We start from the raw sequence: 21,235 nt of genomic DNA, 5'->3' as shown, positions 1-21,235 counted from the left end.
TTAATTAATTATAATAGCGATAAAGATAAATAATGATTATCTATATTTTCAAGAAAATAGTAACGTTTTTGTTTATTATTTGTGTATTAGCCCAGATTAGTTTTTGTTTAGTTTATTTTAGTCCTCACTCAACATTTAACATTAATAATTTAAGCTTTTTAGATGCTTACAGTGCTTTTTTTAAACAGTTGCTGCAGGGGCAATTCAGATTATTAACTGGAGAAACAGTACCATTTCTCCATACACTATTGGCTACATTTGAACTGTGCATTCTTGCTTTATTCGTTGCTTTACTGATTGGATTGCCATTGGGAATTTTTCTTGGACTTAGTAATATTCATTGGTTAAATAATATTATCCGTTTAGGATCTTTATCTTTGTATTCTTGCCCTATAGTTATGGTTGTTATTATTGTTATGTATTGGTTATCGCCAACTTGGTCGATATCGATGAATTTTAATGTATCGCCATCAGTAGCTGGAACTTCGTTATTGGATCTTTTAATTTCATCAAAAACAGATAAATGGCATATGATATTTGATCAACTTTACTATTTGTTTTTGCCGATCATTATTTTAGCTATTCAACCAAGCATTATGACTATTCAACTCGTTAGCCAGAATGTAAGAAATACATCACGACAGAATTTTATTAAAATGGCGATTATTCGTGAACGATCACCGTTTAAAATTTTACGCCGCCATTTATTACCTAATTCCATTCCTGCAACTATTCCACAGCTGACTTATAATACGACAACACTACTTTTTTCAACTATGGTAATTGAAATTTTATTTAATCGAGTAGGATTGGGGCAATGGGTGATGCTTGCTTATCATCATCATAATTATTTTGTTATTTCTATTGCCATTTTAGCCTGTGGCACTGTCATCAGTTTGTTAACGTTATTGGGCGAAATTTCGGCGGTAGTTATTTATCCTCTACGTCATAAGGAACATTATGTCTAAGCGAGCAAGATTGCTTAAAAATGTCAATTTAAGCTTTAATCGGTTGCATAGTAATCTCTACTTAGTTGTTGGCCTTTATGGCATATTGGCGCTTGCCTTTGTGGCATTATCAACCAAATGGTTCTTTCATGCTCATTTAAACCCTATTTACCCAGTTTCATTACCACCTGCTTGGTGGTCTAATGGTGATATTAATCATATATTAGGTACTAACGATAAAGGACAAGATATTTTTGATTATTTGTTAATTGGTTATCGCTCAACTATGTCAATGACATTAAAGGCGGTTTTTTATGTGGTAGTCATTGGTGGGTTAATCAATTATTTAATGTTTTTTATATCATTTATACGCCCTTTTATATTATTTGTTTTTAAATTTTGTATGGTAGTACCACCGTTACTTGGTGTGATTGTGATTAGCTTATTATTAGAAGATGACATTACTAATATTTTATTGGTAATAGGGTTATCTTATACGCCACGCTTTATTTATAATATTCATCAGCGTGCCATCAATGAATGGAATAAAACGTATATTACAGCCTATAGACTTGATGGATTATCTTCCTTTACAATTTTTAATCATTATATTTTACCTAATATTTTACCTATTTATTTGACTGAAATTGTTTCGCTATTTGGTTCGATTATTTTAGCTATTACTACCATAACTTTTTTAGGTTTTGCAAATGATATTTCTCGACCAGATTTAGGTATGATGATGTTTCAAATGAAAGATATCATTGCAACTAATTATTTAGCCTTTTTATCTCCGGGAATTGCGGTTTCTGCTACAATTATTTTGGTTTATTTATTCAATTTTGGATTATATGGCCGTCGAGCAGGAACTTAATTATGGCATTGTTAGATATTCGGAATTTAACCATTGAGTTTATTACACCAGATGGTCTTTTACGTGCAATTGATCGTGTAAATTTAAAGTTGTCAGAAGGTGAAATTCGAGGTTTAGTTGGTGAGTCAGGATCTGGAAAAAGCCTTATCGCTAAAGCTATTTTAGGTGTGACTAATCATAATTGGAAGATTTCAGCTGATCGATTTTATTTTAATGACATTGATTTACTTAAACTCACTCCTAGACAGCGCCGAAAAGTCATTAGTGCCAATATATCGATGATATTCCAAGAACCACAATCTTGCTTAGATCCTTCCATGAAAGTAGGACAACAATTAATTAGTGCAATTCCAAGAAGGACATTTAAAGGGCATTGGTGGCAAAGGTTATTTTGGCGTAAACATCGAGCGATTGAGTTATTGCATCGGGTAGGAATTAAGAATCATAAGGAGATATTAAAATCTTATCCGTTTGAATTGACTGAAGGTGAATGTCAAAAAGTCATGATTGCAATTGCGTTGGCTAATCAACCTAAGCTACTTATTGCTGATGAGCCGACAAATGCGATGGAAGCAACTACTGAAGCACAAATTTTTAGGTTGCTAGCTAGTATGAATCAAAATGTGGGTACCACTATCTTATTTATTAGTCATGATCTGCAAATGGTTACCAGATGGACTGATCGTATCAATGTTTTATATTGTGGACAGACAGTTGAAGTTGCAGATAGTAAAGATTTAATTAAATCGCCTTATCATCCTTATACTCAGGCGTTAATTTATGCAATTCCTGACTTTGGTAAAGCGATGCCGCATAAAAGTCCTTTAAATACTTTGCCTGGAGTGATCCCATCATTAGAACACCTACCAATAGGTTGTCGATTAGGTCCTCGTTGTCCATATGCCCAGAAAAAATGTATTTTGGCGCCAGAATTGATACCGATAAAAGATCATTTCGTAGCCTGTCATTTTCCGTTAAATACTGATGAGTAGCCATAAATAATAGGAATATACGATGAATCCAATATTAAGAGTGCGTAACTTATCTAAGCAATTTAAAATTCCTAAAGGATTTCTGGGACATTTATACATTAATGCGGTGAAGCCATTATCGTTTTCTCTTAATGAAGGTAAAACGCTTGCAATTATCGGACAAAATGGCTCTGGCAAATCGACACTCGCAAAAATGTTAGTTGGTATGATAAAGCCTGATAGTGGAGATATCTGGATTGACGGTAATAAAGTTCAATACGGCGATTATAGCTATCGTTGTCAACTAATTCGTATGATATTTCAGCATGTAGAAAGTTCATTTGATCCACGATTACGTATTGGGCAATTGCTTGAAATCCCATTAAAGTGTAATGCTAATTATGATGCTCATGAACGTGAAAAGTTAATTAGAGATGTATTGAAGCAAGTTGGATTGTTACCTGAACATGCCTCTTATTATCCTTCAGTGATGGCTGCGGGACAAAAACAGCGAGTAGCATTAGCTCGAGCATTGATTTTAAAACCCAAAGTGATAATTTTAGATGAAGCATTAGCTGCACTTGATATTTCGATGCGTTCACAAATTGTTAATTTAATGCTGATGTTACAAGCTGAACAAAATATCTCTTATGTATATGTTACTCAAGATATTGGGATGATGAAACATATCAGCGATGAAATTTTAGTTATGCATAATGGCGAATTGGTTGAATATGGTAATACTGCTGAAGTATTAGCTTCACCGCTGAGTGATATTACCCAAAAATTAATTAATAGCTATTTTGGTGAAGCGCTTACTGCAGATACTTGGCGTACCGATACTCGTACTTTTTAATTAACAAATCTATCGGAGTGATTTTGATTTTTGCATGAAGTAATACACATTTCTTTAGAATGTTTGTTAATTTGTAATTTGATTATTCTGATGATTTTGTTAAATAAAAAATCTCGACAAATAAATTAAAAGATACTATATTTAGCTATATAGATTTCTAGACGTCTATTTTGATGTTTAAAAATGACTTACCGATTTAGGAGTTTTTGTTATGCCTATTTGTATTCCTGACTCATTACCTGCGGTTGATGTATTACGTAATGAGAATGTATTTGTTATGACTTCATCGCGTGCTAATACCCAAGAAATTCGACCTCTTAAGCTTCTTTTTTTAAATTTAATGCCTAAAAAAATCGAAACAGAAAACCAATTTTTACGCTTACTTTCTAATTCGTCTTTACAAGTTGATATTCAGTTATTACGTATTGATCAGCGAGAGTCTAAAAATACGCCTATTGAACATTTAAATAGTTTTTATTGTGATTTTGATGATATTTGTGAGCAAAATTTTGATGGGTTAATTATAACAGGTGCCCCACTAGGGAAAGTGGCTTTTTCCGATGTTGTGTATTGGTCTAAGTTAGCCAAAATTATTACTTGGGCAAAGGATCATGTTACTTCAACTATGTTTGTTTGTTGGGGTGTTCAAGCTGCTTTGAATGTCTTATATGATTTACCAAAATTTACTCGCACGCAAAAGTTATCGGGTGTTTTTCAGCATCATATTGTGCAAACTAATGCGATTTTAACACGTGGTTTTGATGATACCTTTTGGGCTCCTCATTCTCGTTATGCTGATTTTCCAATTGATAAAATAAAAACATATACCGATTTAACTATTTTAGCTGAGTCTGATATTACCGGTCCTTATTTAATGGCTACAGCTGATAAGCGAATGGTGTTTGTAACAGGTCATCCTGAATATGATTCTTCAACGTTGGCAAATGAATATTATCGAGATTTAAATGCAGGTATTCATCCTGATATGCCATATAATTATTTTCCTGATAATAATCCTCATTTAACACCAAAAGCCACATGGCGTAGCCACGCTTACCTATTATTTAGTAATTGGCTCAACTATTATGTTTACCAGTTAACTCCATTTGATTTAACTACTCGAAATTTAACGATTGATGACTAATAAAGGTTAGCCGTATCTTATAATCAAATTTTGTTAGGTTGTTGCTAGATTTATTTAACAATAACCTATTTAAATTGGATCTTACAATGCCAAATATTAAATAATAATTGGTAAAACTTGCGAAATATTATCTAAATGTAATTTTAGTTATATAACTAGACTTGTAACCAGAATGTTACAGGACCATCATTAATCAATGATACTTGCATGTCAGCTGCAAATTGGCCTGTTTGAGTTGTTATTTTTTGTTGGCATTGTTCTACAAAAAACTGGTAAAGCCTATTTGCTTCATCGGGTTTAGCGCCTTTTGTAAAGCTTGGTCGCATTCCTTTTTTAGTGTCTGCAGCTAGGGTGAATTGAGAAACAACTAATATTTCGCCATTAGCTTGGTTAACATTTAAATTCATTTTTCCTTCATTATCGCTGAAAATACGATAACCTAAAACTTTATCACATAAACGAATTGCTTTTTGTTCGTCATCATCTTGCTCAACTCCCAGGAAAATCAGTAAACCCTGATTAATCTGTCCAATGATATTATTGTCTATTGTCACACTAGCTTGTTTTACTCGTTGGATTAAGGCGATCATAATTTAATTACTCTGGTAAAGAAGGGTTGTTAACAATATGTTTTTTTTGTCTATTATAGTCAGTTAAGGTTGCTGCAAATTCGGCCCCAAACAAGACAATGCACCAAGAAAAGTAGATCCAAACTAACATAATGGGGATTGATGATACTACTCCGTAAATAAGTTGATATGTTGGAAACGAAGTAACATATAGTGCAAATGCGCGTTTACCTATTTCAAATAATGCTGCAGCGACAAACGCTCCAATCATCGATTCTTTTAAAGGTACAGACTCGGTCGGGATAATGCTATAAAGTAGCCAAAATCCAATCACAGAAATAATAAATGGTAAGCAATTAAGTAGTATATTACCCGTTGTTGCAGTAGATAGCCATTTCAATGAAAAAATATAAGAGCTAATCGCTATACTAGAACCAATTAAAATTGGGCCTAAGGTTAGTATTGTCCAATACATGGTTAGATTGTACATGAAGGAACGTTTGCGTTTAGTTTGCCAAATATGATTAAGTGCTGTATTAATTGAGTTGATAAGCAACAGTGATGTAACAATCAGACCAATTACACCAACAAAGGTCATTTTTTTTGTATTGGAGATGAATTGTTCTAAATAATTTTGAATGGTGTCACTCGCCGTTGGAACAAGATTGTTATAGATTAATTGTTTCAATAAATGGCTAATTTCATCAAACATAGGAAAAGCTGAAAGTAAAGAAAAAATAACGGTAATAAGTGGAACTAGTGCTAGTATAGTGGTATAAGCAAGTCCCGCAGAAGATGTTGTTAGCCGGTCATGGTTGATACGATTCCATAACATTTTTATAAAAATCTGTATTTGCGTCATTGATCTCATCGGCTTTTTATATTCTAGTTAGAAATAACACAATTATTAATCCCATTACTATTTAATAAGTTTAATGTGATATCGGCTTCTTTTTTACTGGTATAAGGTCCTACTGTGACTCGATATAATTGGCCTGAAGAAATATTGCCACTAACCCCAGTCATTGCAAGCTTAGCTTTTAGTTTATCAGCATTAGATTTATCTTTAAATGCTCCACATTGCAATAGCCATTTGTTTGTAATAGCTTGTGTTGGTTGTGATGTTACATTTGATGTTTGGTTTTGCGTTGTTGCTTCTTTTTTAGAAGACGTCACACTGCGTGAATTATTAACAAAGCTATTTAGGATTTGCTCTCTTTCACTAGCAATTGAACTTGACGCGGAACCATAATTAGCATTAGGAGTTTCTAATTCCTTAAGGTATGTCCAACGCTCTTGAGGTTGTTCAGGTAAAGTTATTGAAGGAGGTTGAGTTTTTGTTTTTGGCGGTTCAGCGGTTTTTTTAGGTGTATTATTTGCAACAAAATAGAGAATAGCAGAAAATAAAATAATGATTATAATAGCCAAAAATATCATAAAATTAGGCTTATTTCGTGACTTACTTTTTTTTGATTGGCTCTTTTTTCTGACATAATCACGCTGAACCACAATAAACTCTCTTTTTAATAATATTGTGTAAAATAAAACTAGTATATAAATAAAAAAAGTGGCTTACACCACTTTTTTTCGTATTTCTTTAACTATGTTAGTTAAAAAATTAATGTATTAAGCCAACGCTTTAATTTGTTTGATTAAATTTGCTTTATGACGTGCAGCTTTATTTTTGTGAATTAAGCCACGAGCCGCTTGACGGTCAACAACTGCTTGCATGTCTTTGAATGCCACTTCAGCTGTTTGTTTATCACCAGCTGCAACAGCTGCGTAAACTTTCTTAATATAAGTACGCATCATTGAACGGTTACTAGCATTATGTTTACGGCGTTTTTCGGATTGAACCGCACGCTTCTTAGCTGATTTGATATTAGCCAAAGTCAACTCCCAAGTTTAGATAAAAATTACATATTAATAAGGTGGCAAAATATGCCTTAATTTCTTCCTATTGTCAATGGCGTTACATAAAAAAATATGTTGGTAGTTTTTGTATTTATTATTAATGTTTATTATTTGCACAGCAATCCCTATAACCTAAAAAGAATTTTTATGTTAGAATGGCGTAAGTTTTATTTTATTTATATTTTACAAGGGGAAGTATCATGTCTATTATTAGAATGCAAGATCTTGATCTAAAAGGAAAACGCTTATTTATTCGCTCAGATCTTAATGTGCCGGTCAAAAATGGTAAGGTAACTTCCGATGCGCGTATTAAAGCATCACTACCTACTATTGAAGAAGCCATCAAAAAAGGTGCTAAAGTAATGGTTACCTCTCATATTGGCCGTCCAACAGAAGGTGAGTATAATCCAGAGTTCTCTTTACAACCTGTTGTTGATTATTTAAAAGAACACGTGTCATTCCCTGTTCGTTTAGTAAAAGATTACCTCAATGGTGTAGATGTAAAAGAAGGCGAATTAGTTGTACTTGAAAACGTTCGTTTCAATGTAGGCGAAGGTAAAGATGATGAAACTTTGTCTAAAAAATACGCTGCTCTTTGTGATATTTATGTAATGGATGCATTTGGTACAGCTCACCGAGCTCAAGCTTCGACTCATGGTGCTGGTAAATTTGCGCCAGTGGCTTGTGCTGGGCCATTGTTAGCAGCTGAACTTGATGCGTTAGGTAAAGCATTAGATAATCCAGCAAGGCCAATGGTTGCTATCGTTGCCGGTTCTAAGGTATCAACAAAATTAACCGTACTTGATTCTTTATCAAAAATTGCTGACCAAATTATTGTTGGTGGCGGTATTGCTAATACTTTTATTGCCGCTGAAGGTTATAATGTAGGTAAGTCTCTTTATGAAGCAGACTTAATTCCAGAAGCTAAAAAATTAATGGCTAACTGTGAAATCCCAGTTCCAACTGATGTTCGTGTTGCAACAGAATTTAGTGAAACAGCAACAGCGACTGAAAAATCAGTTAAAGACGTTAAAGAAAATGAACAAATTCTTGATTTAGGTGATAAATCAGCAGAAGTATTAGCAAATATTATCAAAAATGCTAAAACCATTTTATGGAATGGTCCAGTGGGTGTTTTTGAATTTCCTAATTTCCGTCGTGGTACTGAAATTGTAGCCAAAGCAATTGCCGATAGCGAAGGTTTTTCAATTGCTGGTGGTGGGGATACATTAGCTGCAATCGATCTATTTGGTATTGAAGATAAAATCTCTTATATTTCAACTGGTGGCGGGGCTTTTCTTGAATTTGTTGAAGGTAAAAAACTACCCGCTGTTGCGATGTTAGAAGCTAGAGCAAAGGCCTAGTATTTGAGTTCAGTAAAAGGATGAGATAATTACTCATCCTTTAATTTTTATAAATAAATTTATAGGTAATAAAATGGTTACTAAGATTTCTGATGTTGTTAAACCTGGTGTTGTCACTGGTGATGATGTTCAAAAAGTATTTCAAATCGCTCGCGAAAATAACTTTGCATTACCTGCGGTTAACTGTGTTGACACAAATACTATCAATGCCGTTATTGAAACAGCCGCAAAAGTAGGTTCTCCTGTTATTGTTCAGTTTTCTAACGGTGGAGCTCAATTTATTGCTGGTAAAGGCCTAAAATTAGAAGGTCAAGAATGTGCTGTGTTGGGTGCTATTTCTGGCGCAAAACATGTTCATCTTATGGCTGAAAAATATGGAGTCCCTGTTATAGTTCATACTGATCACTGCGCTAAAAAATTACTTCCATGGGTTGATGGGTTACTGGATGCAGGCGAAACTCATTTTGCTAAAACAGGTAAACCATTATTTTCATCTCATATGATTGATCTTTCAGAAGAGTCATTAAAAGATAATATTGATATTTGTTGTCAATATCTTGCTCGTATGTCAGCAATGAAAATGACTTTAGAGTTAGAGCTAGGATGCACTGGTGGTGAAGAAGATGGTGTTGATAATAGTCATATGGATAGCTCAGCACTTTATACTCAACCGGAAGATGTAGCTTATGCTTATGAACGTTTAAGTGCTATCAGTCCTCGTTTTACTATTGCAGCTTCATTTGGTAATGTGCATGGAGTTTATAAACCAGGTAATGTTAAATTAACGCCAAAAATTTTAGATAACTCACAAAAATATGTATCTGAAAAATATAATCTACCAGCTAAATCATTAAACTTTGTATTCCATGGTGGATCAGGCTCTACACCGGAAGAAATAGCTGAAGCAGTTAGTTATGGTGTAATTAAAATGAATATTGACACAGATACGCAATGGGCTAACTGGTCTGGTATCTTAGATTATTACAAAGCAAATGAAGCTTACTTACAGGGGCAATTAGGTAACCCTGAAGGCGTTGATGCTCCAAATAAAAAATACTACGATCCTCGCGTATGGTTACGTAAGGGACAAGATTCTTTAGTTGCTCGTTTAGAACTTGCATTTAAAGAGCTTAATGCTGTAGGTGTTCTTTAATTTTTATGTTATTTAGGATTAAAGCAAGGTATTTGCCTTGCTTTTGATTTATCTATACTTAAATTAAATCTTGCATTTTCAATTAAGTTATAGGATAATTCTGCCCTCATTTAACTTAGGGGAGCTGTCTATTTATTAATAATTATTATTAATAGAGGCGTTTGCACCCAAGCAAAGGAAACTAAAAATGGCAAAAAAAGTACAAGCTTACATCAAGTTGCAAGTTGCAGCTGGTGCAGCAAATCCTAGTCCGCCAGTTGGTCCAGCACTTGGCCAACATGGTGTGAATATCATGGAATTCTGTAAAGCATTTAATGCAAAAACAGAAAGCATGGAAAAAGGCTTACCAATTCCTGTTGTAATTACAGTCTATTCTGACCGTTCATTTACATTCGTAACTAAAACACCTCCAGCAGCTGTTTTGTTAAAGAAAGCGGCTAAAATCAAGTCTGGTTCAGGTGAACCTAATAAGAAAAAAGTAGGTAAAGTAACGAGTGCACAAATTCGCGAAATCGCTGAATTGAAGGCTGCAGATATGAATGGTGCTACCATTGAAACGATGATGCGTTCTATTGAAGGGACAGCTCGTTCAATGGGCTTGGAAGTGGAGGGTTAATTCATGGCTAAATTATCTAAGAAGGCTAAACTTATCCGCGAAAAAGTAAACGCAACTAAACAATATGATATCAATGAAGCAATTACTTTATTAAAAGAATTAGCTACAGCTAAATTTACAGAAAGTGTTGATGTTGCTGTTAATCTAGGTATTGATTCACGTAAATCAGATCAAAATGTTCGTGGTGCGATCGTTCTTCCTCATGGTACTGGACGTAGCGTGCGTGTTGCTGTCTTTACTCAGGGTGCAAATGCAGAGGCTGCAAAAGAAGCTGGTGCTGAATTAGTGGGTATGGACGATCTTGCAGATCAAATCAAAAAAGGCGAAATGGATTTTGATGTCGTAATTGCATCACCTGACGCTATGCGCGTTGTTGGTCAATTAGGTCAAATTTTAGGACCACGTGGTTTAATGCCAAATCCTAAAGTTGGAACTGTAACTCCTAACGTTGCAGAAGCTGTAAAAAACGCTAAAGCTGGTCAGATCCGTTACCGTAATGATAAGAATGGTATTATCCATACTACTATTGGTAAAGCTGATTTTGATGCAGATAAGCTTAAAGAAAATTTAGAAGCATTACTTGTTGCGTTGAAACGTGCTAAACCAGCCTCTTCTAAAGGTGTATTTATTAAGAAAGTTAGCCTTTCTACTACAATGGGTGCTGGTGTTGCTATTGATCAAGCAACATTAAATGCAACTGTTTAATTATTATTTATAATTAAATAGAGAAATCGGTTGGTGTCTGGCCTTAACCAGACCCCGTCCAAGACCGTAGGTGTGGTTGTTGTGTGACTACTTAATTTTCCTACGTAGACGGTGACAGAACCTGATAAGATATAATAGAAGGATTCTGCTCATCGTGGTTGTGCTAGCTATATTTGTAGCTAGCTTGAATAAGTCTAGGCTTTTGCCTAGTATAATCCAGGAGCAATACCAATGGCACTAAATCTTCAAAATAAACAAGAAATTGTTGCTGAAGTCAATGAAATCGCCAAAGGTGCGCTATCTGCAGTTGTTGCTGATTCTCGAGGCATAACTGTAGAAAAAATGACTGCATTACGTAAATCTGCTCGTGAAGCGGGTGTTTATATGCGTGTTGTTCGTAATACGCTATTACGCCGTGTTGTTGAGGGCACTCAATATGAGTGTTTAAAAGATACGTTTGTTGGTCCAACTCTAATTGCATTTTCAAATGAGCACCCAGGTGCTGCAGCGCGTATTTTTAAGGCGTTTGCGAAAGAAAATGAAAAATTTGAGATTAAAGCCGCAGCCTTTGAAGGTGAGTTGATTACTGCAGCGAATATTGATCGCTTAGCAACATTACCTACATATGAAGAAGCATTAGCTCGCTTGATGTCAACCATGAAAGAAGCCGCAGCTGGCAAATTGGTTCGTACTCTTGCAGCGGTTCGCGATCAAAAAGAAGCTGCTTAATTGGCGGTTTGATTGTGAATTTTATTAATTAAAAAATGTAAATTTGGGAAACTATATTATGTCTATCACTAAAGAACAAATTTTAGATGCAGTTGCTGAAATGTCTGTTATGGATGTTGTTGAACTTGTATCAATGATGGAAGAAAAATTTGGTGTTTCTGCAGCAGCAGCTGTAGCCGTAGCCGCAGCAGGTCCAGCTGAAGCAGCAGAAGAGAAAACTGAATTTGATGTAATCTTAAAAGATGTTGGTGCTAATAAAGTAGCTGTTATCAAAGCAGTTCGTGGTGCAACTGGTTTAGGCTTAAAAGAAGCTAAAGACCTTGTTGAATCAGCTCCAGCAACAGTTAAAGAAGGCGTTAGCAAAGCCGATGCTGATGAACTTAAGAAAGCACTTGAAGAATCTGGTGCAGTTGTCGAGCTTAAATAAGTTTATCGATATTCCGATAAATGGCTGGGGGTTTTATACCTCCAGCCTTTTTGCGCTATAATAAGTTAAAGAATTTTATTTGAAGATTATCAATAAAAAATAATAAAGAAATAGTATATTTATTAAGCCTAATCAATTGATATTTATAGATATTTTCGATGAGGTGTCAGGTGTATCAGTTGGCGATAACACCCTGATGAATATTTAATCATGCTAAAATAGCAGATAAGCAAGTTGAGGAACTAATGGTTTACTCTTATACCGAGAAAAAACGAATTCGTAAGAATTTTGGTAAGCGTCCACAAGTCTTGGATATACCGTATCTTCTTTCTATTCAACTTGATTCGTTCCAGAAATTTATTGAGCAAGATCCAGAAGGACAATATGGCTTAGAAGCTGCATTCCGTTCAATATTTCCGATAAAAAGTTATAGTGGTAACGCTGAGTTACAGTACGTGAGCTTTATGATGGGCGAACCTGTGTTTGATGTTAAAGAATGTCAAATTAGAGGGATCACTTACTCAGCACCGTTGCGCGTAAAATTACGTTTAGTTATTTATGATAAAGATGCGCCAGAGGGAACAGTTAAAGATATTAAAGAGCAAGACGTCTATATGGGCGAAATTCCTTTAATGACAGACAATGGTACATTTGTGATAAACGGTACAGAGCGTGTAATCGTATCGCAATTACATCGTAGTCCAGGTGTGTTCTTTGATAGTGATAAAGGTAAAACGCACTCTTCTGGTAAAGTTTTATATAATGCTCGGATTATTCCTTATCGTGGTTCTTGGCTTGATTTTGAATTTGATCCAAAAGATAATCTTTTTGCTCGTATTGACCGTCGTCGTAAACTTCCAGCAACAATTATTTTACGTGCATTAGGTTATGAAACAGAAGAAATTTTAGATATTTTCTTTGAAAAAACTATTTTTGAAGTTAGCAAATCTAAGTTAAAAATGGATCTTATTCCAGAGCGTTTACGTGGTGATACAGCACTATTTGATATTGAGTCAAAAGGTAAAGTTTACGCTGAAAAAGGTCGACGTATTACAGCTCGTCACATTCGTGAGTTAGAAAAAGATAAAGTTAGCAAAATTGATGTACCAGTTGAATATATTGTTAATAAAGTTCTTGCTAAAAATTATGTTGATGAAGAAACAGGTGAGGTAATTGCTTTTGCCAATACACCGATTTCATTAGAACTATTACTTCAATTAACGAATGCTGGCTATAAAAAGATAGAAACATTATTCACTAATGATTTAGATCATGGTGCATTTATTTCTGAGACATTAAATGTTGATTCAACTCGTGATCGACTTGGAGCATTAGTTGAAATTTATCGCATGATGCGTCCAGGTGAGCCACCTACAAAAGAAGCAGCTGAAGCGTTATTTGATAATTTATTCTTTTCTGAAGAACGTTATGATTTATCTGCTGTTGGTCGAATGAAATTTAACCGTTCATTAGGGCGTGATGACATTGAAGGTGAAAGCGTTTTAACGAAAGATGATATCGTTGACGTAATGAAGAAATTAATCGCTATTCGTAATGGTCACGGTGAAGTTGATGATATCGACCATTTAGGTAATAGACGTATTCGTAGTGTTGGCGAAATGGCAGAAAACCAATTCCGTATTGGTTTAGTTCGTGTTGAACGAGCAGTGAAAGAACGCTTATCTCTAGGTGATCTTGATTCACTAATGCCACAAGATATGATTAATGCTAAACCAATTTCAGCAGCGATTCGTGAATTCTTTGGTTCAAGTCAGTTATCTCAGTTTATGGATCAAAACAACCCATTATCCGAAATTACGCATAAACGTCGTATTTCAGCTTTAGGACCAGGTGGTTTAACGCGTGAGCGAGCAGGATTTGAAGTGCGTGACGTACATCCAACGCACTATGGGCGTGTATGTCCAATCGAAACGCCTGAAGGTCCAAACATTGGTTTGATTAATTCATTAGCAGTTTATGCTCGTACCAATGAGTATGGATTTTTAGAAACACCATATCGTCGTGTTATTGATGGCATTGTAACTGATGAAATTAATTATCTATCAGCGATTGATGAAAGTGAATTTGTAATTGCTCAAGCAAACTCAAATCTTGATGAAAATGGTCGTTTTAAAGAAGATTTAGTAACTTGTCGTTTAAGTGGTGAATCAGGTTTATATAGTCCTGAACAAATTCATTATATGGACGTATCAACACAACAAATTGTATCTGTTGGTGCTTCATTGATTCCATTCCTTGAACATGATGATGCGAACCGTGCCTTAATGGGTGCGAACATGCAACGTCAAGCAGTACCAACCTTAAAAGCTGAAAAGCCGTTTGTTGGGACTGGTATGGAACGTGCAGTAGCTGTTGACTCGGGTGTAACAGCGGTTGCTCGTCGTGGTGGTACAGTTCAATATGTTGATGCATCGCGTATTGTGGTTAATGTTAATGCTGATGAAATATATGCTGGTGAAACAGGTATTGATATTTATAACTTAACTAAATATACACGGTCTAACCAAAATACTTGTATTAACCAAATTCCATGTGTGGAGTTGGGAGAAAAAGTTGAACGTGGTGATGTACTTGCAGATGGTCCATCTACTGACTTAGGTGAATTGGCATTAGGGCAAAATATGCGAGTGGCATTTATGCCATGGAATGGTTATAACTTTGAGGATTCTATTTTAGTTTCTGAAAAAGTGGTACAAGACGACCGTTTTACCTCGATTCATATTCAAGAGTTATCTTGTATTTCTCGTGATACAAAATTAGGTGCAGAAGAAATTACGGCGGATATTCCAAACGTAGGTGAAGCAGCACTGTCTAAACTTGATGAATCAGGTATTGTATACATCGGTGCTGAAGTAAAAGGTGGCGATATTCTGGTTGGTAAAGTGACACCTAAAGGTGAAACTCAATTAACGCCAGAAGAAAAATTGCTACGTGCTATTTTTGGTGAAAAGGCATCTGACGTTAAAGATACCTCATTACGTGTGCCAAATGGTGTTTCAGGTACTGTTATTGATGTTCAAGTGTTTACTCGTGATGGCGTAGAAAAAGATAAACGTGCAATTGAAATCGAAGAGATGCAACTCAAGCAGGCGAGAAAAGATTTAACTGAAGAACTTAAAATCTTAGAAGCTGCATTGTTTGCTCGAATTCGTGATGTATTAATTTCAGGTGGAATCAAAGCGGATAAATTAGATGCTTTACCACATCAAAAATGGCTAACAATTGGTATTGCAGACGAAGATAAACAAGCTCAATTAGAACAGTTGGCTGAACAGTACGACGAAATAAAAACAGAGTTTAACAAAAAACTTGAAGCTAAACGTATGAAGATTACTCAAGGCGATGATCTACAGCCTGGCGTTCTTAAAATCGTTAAAGTTTACTTGGCAGTTAAACGTCAAATTCAGCCTGGTGATAAGATGGCTGGTCGTCATGGTAACAAAGGGGTTATTTCAAAAATTAATCCAATTGAAGATATGCCATATGATGAAAAAGGTCGTCCAGTTGATATCGTATTGAATCCGCTAGGTGTTCCGTCCCGTATGAATATTGGACAGATATTAGAAACTCATTTGGGTATGGCTGCTAAAGGTATTGGTCAGAAGATCGATGCTATGCTAAAAGAACAGCAAGAATTAGCTAAATTACGTGAATTTATTCAAAAAGCGTATGATCTTGGTTTAGGTGCTGCGCAAAAAGTTAATGTTGCACAATTCACTGATCAAGAAGTGATGACTTTAGCACAAAATTTACGTAATGGTATGCCATTAGCAACACCTGTATTTGATGGTGCTAAAGAGCAAGAAATTAAGGCATTACTTGAACTGGGTGACTTACCAACTTCTGGTCAAATTACTCTGTATGATGGTCGTACAGGTGAAAAATTTGAACGTCCAGTTACTGTAGGTTATATGTATATGCTCAAATTGAATCACTTAGTTGATGACAAAATGCATGCTCGTTCTACAGGTTCATACAGTCTGGTTACTCAACAACCATTGGGTGGTAAAGCTCAATTTGGTGGTCAACGTTTTGGTGAGATGGAAGTGTGGGCACTTGAAGCATATGGTGCAGCTTATACCTTACAAGAAATGTTAACTGTTAAATCAGATGACGTAAACGGTCGAACTAAGATGTATAAAAATATTGTAGATGGTGATCATCGTATGGAGCCTGCGATTCCAGAATCATTTAATGTACTATTAAAAGAGATTCGTTCGCTAGGTATAAATATAGAGTTAGATGAAGAGTAATTTTCTCTAACTTAAATGATTTCTATTTATAGGGATAACTTATTAGTAATAATAAGTTATCTAATTGGTTTAACTCCATAGGAGTCAATTGTGAAAGACTTATTAAAGTTTCTAAAAGCACAAACAAAAACTGAAGACTTTGATGCTATCAAGATAGGCCTTGCTTCTCCTGATATGATTCGTTCATGGTCTTTTGGTGAAGTCAAAAAACCTGAAACAATCAATTATCGTACGTTCAAACCTGAACGTGATGGGTTGTTTTGTGCACGTATTTTCGGACCAGTAAAAGATTATGAATGTTTATGTGGAAAATATAAACGTCTAAAACACCGTGGTGTTATTTGTGAAAAATGTGGAGTTGAAGTAACTCAAGCTAAAGTACGTCGTGAACGTATGGGGCACATTGAACTTGCATCTCCAACTGCTCATATCTGGTTTTTAAAATCATTACCTTCTCGCATCGGCTTATTACTTGATATGCCACTTCGCGATATTGAACGAGTGCTTTATTTTGAGTCATTTATGGTTCTTGATGGTGGCATGACTAATTTAGAGCGAGGTCAGATTTTAACTGAAGAGCAATATCTTGACGCGTTAGAAGAGTTTGGTGATGAGTTTGATGCTCGTATGGGTGCTGAAGCTATCCAAGAATTATTGCGTAATATTGATGTGCAAGCAGAATGTGAAGCTCTACGCGATGAGCTAGCAACTACTAATTCTGAAACTAAGCGTAAAAAACTAACTAAACGTATTAAGATTATTGAAGCATTTATTCAATCAGAAAACAAACCTGAATGGATGATCTTAAATGTATTACCTGTGTTGCCACCAGATTTACGTCCATTGGTTCCACTAGATGGTGGGCGTTTTGCAACATCAGATCTAAATGATCTTTACCGTAGAGTTATTAACCGTAATAACCGTTTAAAACGTTTATTGGATTTAGCTGCACCAGATATTATTGTACGTAATGAAAAACGTATGTTACAAGAATCTGTTGACGCATTATTAGATAATGGTCGCCGAGGTCGTGCGATTACAGGTTCTAACAAACGCCCATTAAAATCCCTTGCTGATATGATCAAAGGTAAGCAAGGTCGTTTCCGTCAAAACCTGTTAGGTAAACGTGTTGACTATTCGGGGCGTTCTGTAATTACTGTAGGTCCATACTTGCATTTGCATCAGTGTGGTTTACCAAAGAAAATGGCACTTGAATTATTCAAACCATTTATTTATGGGAAATTAGAACGTCGCGGTTATGCAACAACCATTAAAGCTGCGAAGAAAATGGTTGAGCGTGAAGATGCAATTGTTTGGGATATCTTAGATGAAGTTATTCGTGAACATCCAGTATTATTAAACCGTGCTCCAACATTACATAGATTAGGTATTCAGGCATTTGAACCTATCCTAATTGAAGGTAAAGCGATTCAATTACACCCACTAGTTTGTGCGGCATTTAATGCTGACTTTGATGGTGACCAAATGGCGGTTCACGTTCCATTAACGTTAGAAGCTCAGTTAGAAGCACGTGCGTTAATGATGTCAACCAACAATATTCTTTCACCTGCAAGTGGAGAACCTATTATCGTTCCTTCTCAGGACGTGGTTTTAGGTCTTTACTATATGACTCGTGATAAAATTAATGCCAAAGGCGAAGGCATGGTATTAACTGGTCCTAAAGAAGCTGAAAAGCTATACCGTTTAGGTCTAGTTGAATTACATGCTAAAGTTAAAGTTCGTATTACTGAAAGCCAACGAAATAGTGTAGGTGAGTGGGAAGATACTACCTCGATTGTTGATACAACTGTTGGTCGTGCAATTTTATGGTTAATTATGCCAAAAGGAATGAACTTCTCTGTTATTAATCAACCTCTTGGTAAAAAAGCGATTTCTAAGATTTTAAATATTTGTTATCGCCAATTAGGTATGAAAGATACGGTAATTTTAGCCGACCAAATTATGTACACTGGATTTGCTTATGCAGCACGTTCAGGGGTATCTGTTGGTATTGATGATATGGAGATTCCAGCTAAGAAATCACAAATCATCAATGAAGCTGAAATTGAAGTTGCTGAAATTCAAGAGCAATTCCAATCAGGTTTAGTAACTGCTGGTGAACGTTATAATAAAGTTATCGATATTTGGGCTGCAGCTAATGAACGTGTTGCTAAAGCCATGATGGATAACCTATCAACTGAAAAAGTCATTAACCGTGAAGGTGAGGAAGAAGTTCAATCTTCTTTCAATAGTATTTACATGATGGCCGACTCAGGTGCACGTGGTTCTGCTGCACAGATTCGTCAGCTTGCCGGTATGCGTGGTTTGATGGCAAAACCAGATGGTTCGATTATCGAAACACCAATCACAGCGAACTTCCGTGAAGGATTAAACGTACTTCAGTACTTTATTTCTACTCATGGTGCGCGTAAAGGTCTTGCCGATACTGCATTAAAAACCGCAAACTCAGGTTACTTAACTCGACGTTTAGTTGACGTTGCACAAGATCTAGTGGTAATCGAAGACGACTGTGGCACCTTAGAAGGTGTGGTCATGACCCCAGTTATTGAAGGTGGTGATGTTAAAGAACCACTTCGTGAGCGTGTATTAGGTCGAGTCACAGCTGAAGATGTATTAAAACCTGGTAGTGCAGATATCTTAATTCCACGTAATACTTTACTTGATGAAAGTAAATGTGACTTACTTGAAGCTGAATCGGTAGATAGCGTTAAAGTACGTTCAGTCGTTTCGTGTGATACTGATTTTGGTGTTTGTGCAAAATGTTATGGACGAGATTTGGCTAGAGGTCATTTGGTTAATAAAGGTGAAGCCATCGGCGTTATTGCTGCGCAATCAATTGGTGAACCAGGTACTCAGTTAACCATGCGTACGTTCCATATTGGTGGTGCGGCATCGCGAGCTGCTGCTGAATCAAGTGTGCAAGTTAAAAACAAAGGTAGTATTAAATTAACTAATGCTAAATTTGTAACTAACCCAGATAAGAAATTGGTTATTACTTCGCGTAATGCTGAATTAACTATTATTGATGAATTAGGTCGAATGAAAGAAACCTATAAAGTTCCTTACGGTTCGATTTTAAGTAAAGGTGATGGTGTAACAGTTGATGCGGGTGAAACCGTTGCTAACTGGGATCCGCATACAATGCCAGTTATTTCAGAAGCAAAAGGTTTTGTTCGTTTTGTTGATATGGTTGATGGACAAACTATTACTCGCCAAACTGATGAGTTAACTGGTTTATCATCTATTGTGATATTAGACGTAGCTGAACGTACTGGGGTGGGTAAAGATTTACGTCCAGCAATTAAAATTGTTGATGCTGAAGGTAAAGATATTTATCTTACTGGTACAGAAATGCTTGCACAATACTTTTTACCAGGTAAAGCGTTAGTACAGTTAGAAGATGGTGCAGAAATCAATATTGGTGACACACTTGCTCGTATTCCACAAGCATCTGTTGGTACCAAAGATATCACCGGTGGTTTACCACGTGTTGCTGACCTATTTGAAGCTCGTAAACCAAAAGAGCCTGCTATTTTAGCTGAAATTGATGGTATCATTTCATTTGGTAAAGAAACGAAAGGTAAACGTCGTTTAATTATCACTCCGTTAGATGGTAGTGAACCATATGAGGAAATGATTCCAAAATGGCGTCAACTTAACGTATTTGAAGGTGAACAAGTTGGTCGTGGAGATGTAATTTCTGATGGACCTGAATCGGCTCATGACATTTTACGTCTACGTGGTGTTAATGCTGTAACACGTTATATTGTAAACGAGGTTCAAGAAGTTTATCGTCTACAAGGTGTAAAAATTAACGATAAACACATTGAAGTTATTGTGCGCCAAATGTTACGTAAAGCAACAGTTATCCATCCTGGTGGCTCTCGCTTGCTTGAAGGCGAACAACTTGAAGTTTCACGCTTGAAGATTATCAACCGTGAACTTGAGGCTCAAGGTAAAGAACCAATTGTTTATTTACACGATCTACTTGGTATTACCAAAGCATCATTAACGACTGAATCGTTTATTTCTGCAGCTTCGTTCCAAGAAACGACTCGCGTCTTAACAGAGGCAGCGGTAGCTGGTAAAAATGACGAATTACGTGGCTTAAAAGAAAACGTAATTGTTGGTCGATTAATTCCAGCTGGTACAGGTTATGCTTACCATAAGGAACGTTTACGTAAACGAGCAATGCCATCGACTGATGAGATTCAAACAACAATTTCAGCTGAAGAAGCTACAGCTAATTTAGCTGAGTTACTAAATTCTGCTGAAGAAAATCAATAGTCTCATTAGATTTGATTCATAAATAGCACGCATAGCGTGCTATTTTTTTATATGATGACTAAAAGTCATAAATATAAAAAGTATAGGCATGTATGTTGTAATGAATCGTCTTTACCTTTCACAAGAGAAAATAGAAGAAAGCTATGCGCTGTTTTCTACAGAGTGGATGTCTAAAGTGGATTTTAAAGCTTAAGTTAATTTTGCACAATTTGCTCATAGTCTTCATAATATAAATAGCTAAGTATAAAAAGATTAATTTTTTAAATATTAAAAAAATCAAATAAAATCAATAGTAAACCTGAGCGTTTTTGGAAAAATAAACTAATTTTTTAATTTTTACCTATTTTTTACAATGTTTGAATATTATCCTCAATGTATAAATGA

17 protein-coding genes are annotated in these 21,235 nt (G+C 35.6%); 13 read left to right on the top strand and 4 right to left on the bottom strand.

Translation table 11 applies throughout. The features are described 5' to 3' along the window. The first annotated feature begins 32 nt into the window (after positions 1 to 32). From ACGH6Q_RS00345 to metA, 5 genes are all read left to right on the top strand, one after another. Positions 33 to 968 carry an ABC transporter permease subunit gene (locus tag ACGH6Q_RS00345; RefSeq protein WP_411591385.1) on the top strand — a complete coding sequence of 312 codons (936 nt, stop codon included), beginning with the start codon at positions 33 to 35 and terminating at the stop codon, positions 966 to 968. Then, complete coding sequence (locus tag ACGH6Q_RS00340) at positions 961 to 1,821, top strand: ABC transporter permease subunit (protein ID WP_411591384.1); 861 nt, start codon at positions 961 to 963, stop codon at positions 1,819 to 1,821. Before ACGH6Q_RS00345 ends, ACGH6Q_RS00340 begins: the two co-directional genes overlap by 8 nt. A gap of 2 nt (positions 1,822 to 1,823) precedes the next feature. Then, a complete protein-coding gene (locus tag ACGH6Q_RS00335; RefSeq protein ID WP_065589644.1) occupies positions 1,824 to 2,813 on the top strand; it encodes an oligopeptide/dipeptide ABC transporter ATP-binding protein in 990 nt (329 codons plus the stop codon). A 22-nt stretch (positions 2,814 to 2,835) separates the two neighbouring features. Then, complete coding sequence (locus tag ACGH6Q_RS00330; RefSeq protein ID WP_065589643.1) at positions 2,836 to 3,648, top strand: ATP-binding cassette domain-containing protein; 813 nt, start codon at positions 2,836 to 2,838, stop codon at positions 3,646 to 3,648. 211 nt (positions 3,649 to 3,859) lie between these two features. Continuing rightward, positions 3,860 to 4,792 (top strand): homoserine O-acetyltransferase MetA, encoded by a 933-nt coding sequence (gene metA, locus ACGH6Q_RS00325; RefSeq protein WP_065589642.1) that lies wholly within the window; start codon positions 3,860 to 3,862, stop codon positions 4,790 to 4,792. A 155-nt stretch (positions 4,793 to 4,947) separates the two neighbouring features. Here the strand turns inward: metA and dtd are convergent, their stop codons facing one another. The 4 genes from dtd to rpsT all read right to left on the bottom strand — a co-directional run bounded on the left by dtd (position 4,948) and on the right by rpsT (position 7,251). Then, on the bottom strand, positions 4,948 to 5,382 hold the full coding sequence (gene dtd / locus ACGH6Q_RS00320) for a D-aminoacyl-tRNA deacylase (RefSeq protein WP_065589641.1): 435 nt from the start codon (positions 5,380 to 5,382) through the stop codon (positions 4,948 to 4,950). 7 nt (positions 5,383 to 5,389) lie between these two features. Beyond that, positions 5,390 to 6,223: a virulence factor BrkB family protein gene (locus ACGH6Q_RS00315; RefSeq protein ID WP_255456979.1), complete on the bottom strand. Its 834-nt coding sequence runs from the start codon at positions 6,221 to 6,223 to the stop codon at positions 5,390 to 5,392. Between the two features lie 23 nt (positions 6,224 to 6,246). After that, a complete protein-coding gene (locus ACGH6Q_RS00310) occupies positions 6,247 to 6,789 on the bottom strand; it encodes an SPOR domain-containing protein (RefSeq protein WP_167370035.1) in 543 nt (180 codons plus the stop codon). A gap of 198 nt (positions 6,790 to 6,987) precedes the next feature. Beyond that, positions 6,988 to 7,251: a 30S ribosomal protein S20 gene (rpsT, locus tag ACGH6Q_RS00305; RefSeq protein ID WP_025316521.1), complete on the bottom strand. Its 264-nt coding sequence runs from the start codon at positions 7,249 to 7,251 to the stop codon at positions 6,988 to 6,990. A gap of 224 nt (positions 7,252 to 7,475) precedes the next feature. Here rpsT and pgk point away from each other — a divergent pair, with 224 nt between their 5' ends. The 8 genes from pgk to rpoC all read left to right on the top strand — a co-directional run bounded on the left by pgk (position 7,476) and on the right by rpoC (position 20,851). Continuing rightward, positions 7,476 to 8,639: a phosphoglycerate kinase gene (pgk, locus tag ACGH6Q_RS00300; protein ID WP_065589638.1), complete on the top strand. Its 1,164-nt coding sequence runs from the start codon at positions 7,476 to 7,478 to the stop codon at positions 8,637 to 8,639. Between the two features lie 73 nt (positions 8,640 to 8,712). Beyond that, on the top strand, positions 8,713 to 9,792 hold the full coding sequence (gene fbaA, locus ACGH6Q_RS00295; protein ID WP_065589637.1) for a class II fructose-bisphosphate aldolase: 1,080 nt from the start codon (positions 8,713 to 8,715) through the stop codon (positions 9,790 to 9,792). A 187-nt stretch (positions 9,793 to 9,979) separates the two neighbouring features. After that, entirely contained in the window at positions 9,980 to 10,408 is a 429-nt protein-coding gene (gene rplK / locus ACGH6Q_RS00290; protein ID WP_034884321.1) for a 50S ribosomal protein L11, read from the top strand. A gap of 3 nt (positions 10,409 to 10,411) precedes the next feature. Then, positions 10,412 to 11,113, top strand: a complete 702-nt coding sequence (gene rplA, locus ACGH6Q_RS00285; RefSeq protein ID WP_065589636.1) for a 50S ribosomal protein L1 — start codon at positions 10,412 to 10,414, stop codon at positions 11,111 to 11,113. Between the two features lie 231 nt (positions 11,114 to 11,344). After that, the gene (rplJ, locus tag ACGH6Q_RS00280) at positions 11,345 to 11,842 is read left to right on the top strand and encodes a 50S ribosomal protein L10 (RefSeq protein ID WP_065589635.1); all 498 of its coding nucleotides are present in this window, start codon (positions 11,345 to 11,347) and stop codon (positions 11,840 to 11,842) included. Positions 11,843 to 11,900: 58 nt separating this feature from the next. Next, positions 11,901 to 12,269, top strand: a complete 369-nt coding sequence (rplL, locus tag ACGH6Q_RS00275; RefSeq protein ID WP_034884317.1) for a 50S ribosomal protein L7/L12 — start codon at positions 11,901 to 11,903, stop codon at positions 12,267 to 12,269. A 245-nt stretch (positions 12,270 to 12,514) separates the two neighbouring features. After that, on the top strand, positions 12,515 to 16,543 hold the full coding sequence (gene rpoB, locus ACGH6Q_RS00270; protein ID WP_085163873.1) for a DNA-directed RNA polymerase subunit beta: 4,029 nt from the start codon (positions 12,515 to 12,517) through the stop codon (positions 16,541 to 16,543). A gap of 90 nt (positions 16,544 to 16,633) precedes the next feature. Further along, positions 16,634 to 20,851, top strand: a complete 4,218-nt coding sequence (gene rpoC, locus ACGH6Q_RS00265) for a DNA-directed RNA polymerase subunit beta' (RefSeq protein ID WP_085163874.1) — start codon at positions 16,634 to 16,636, stop codon at positions 20,849 to 20,851. Positions 20,852 to 21,235: the final 384 nt, after the last annotated feature.

Source organism: Gilliamella sp. BG2 (assembly GCF_046635645.1).
Classification (GTDB): domain Bacteria; phylum Pseudomonadota; class Gammaproteobacteria; order Enterobacterales; family Orbaceae; genus Gilliamella; species Gilliamella bombi.
The sequence above is the reverse complement of the archived record's forward strand: the minus strand, read 5'-3'. Positions and strand labels throughout refer to the sequence as shown.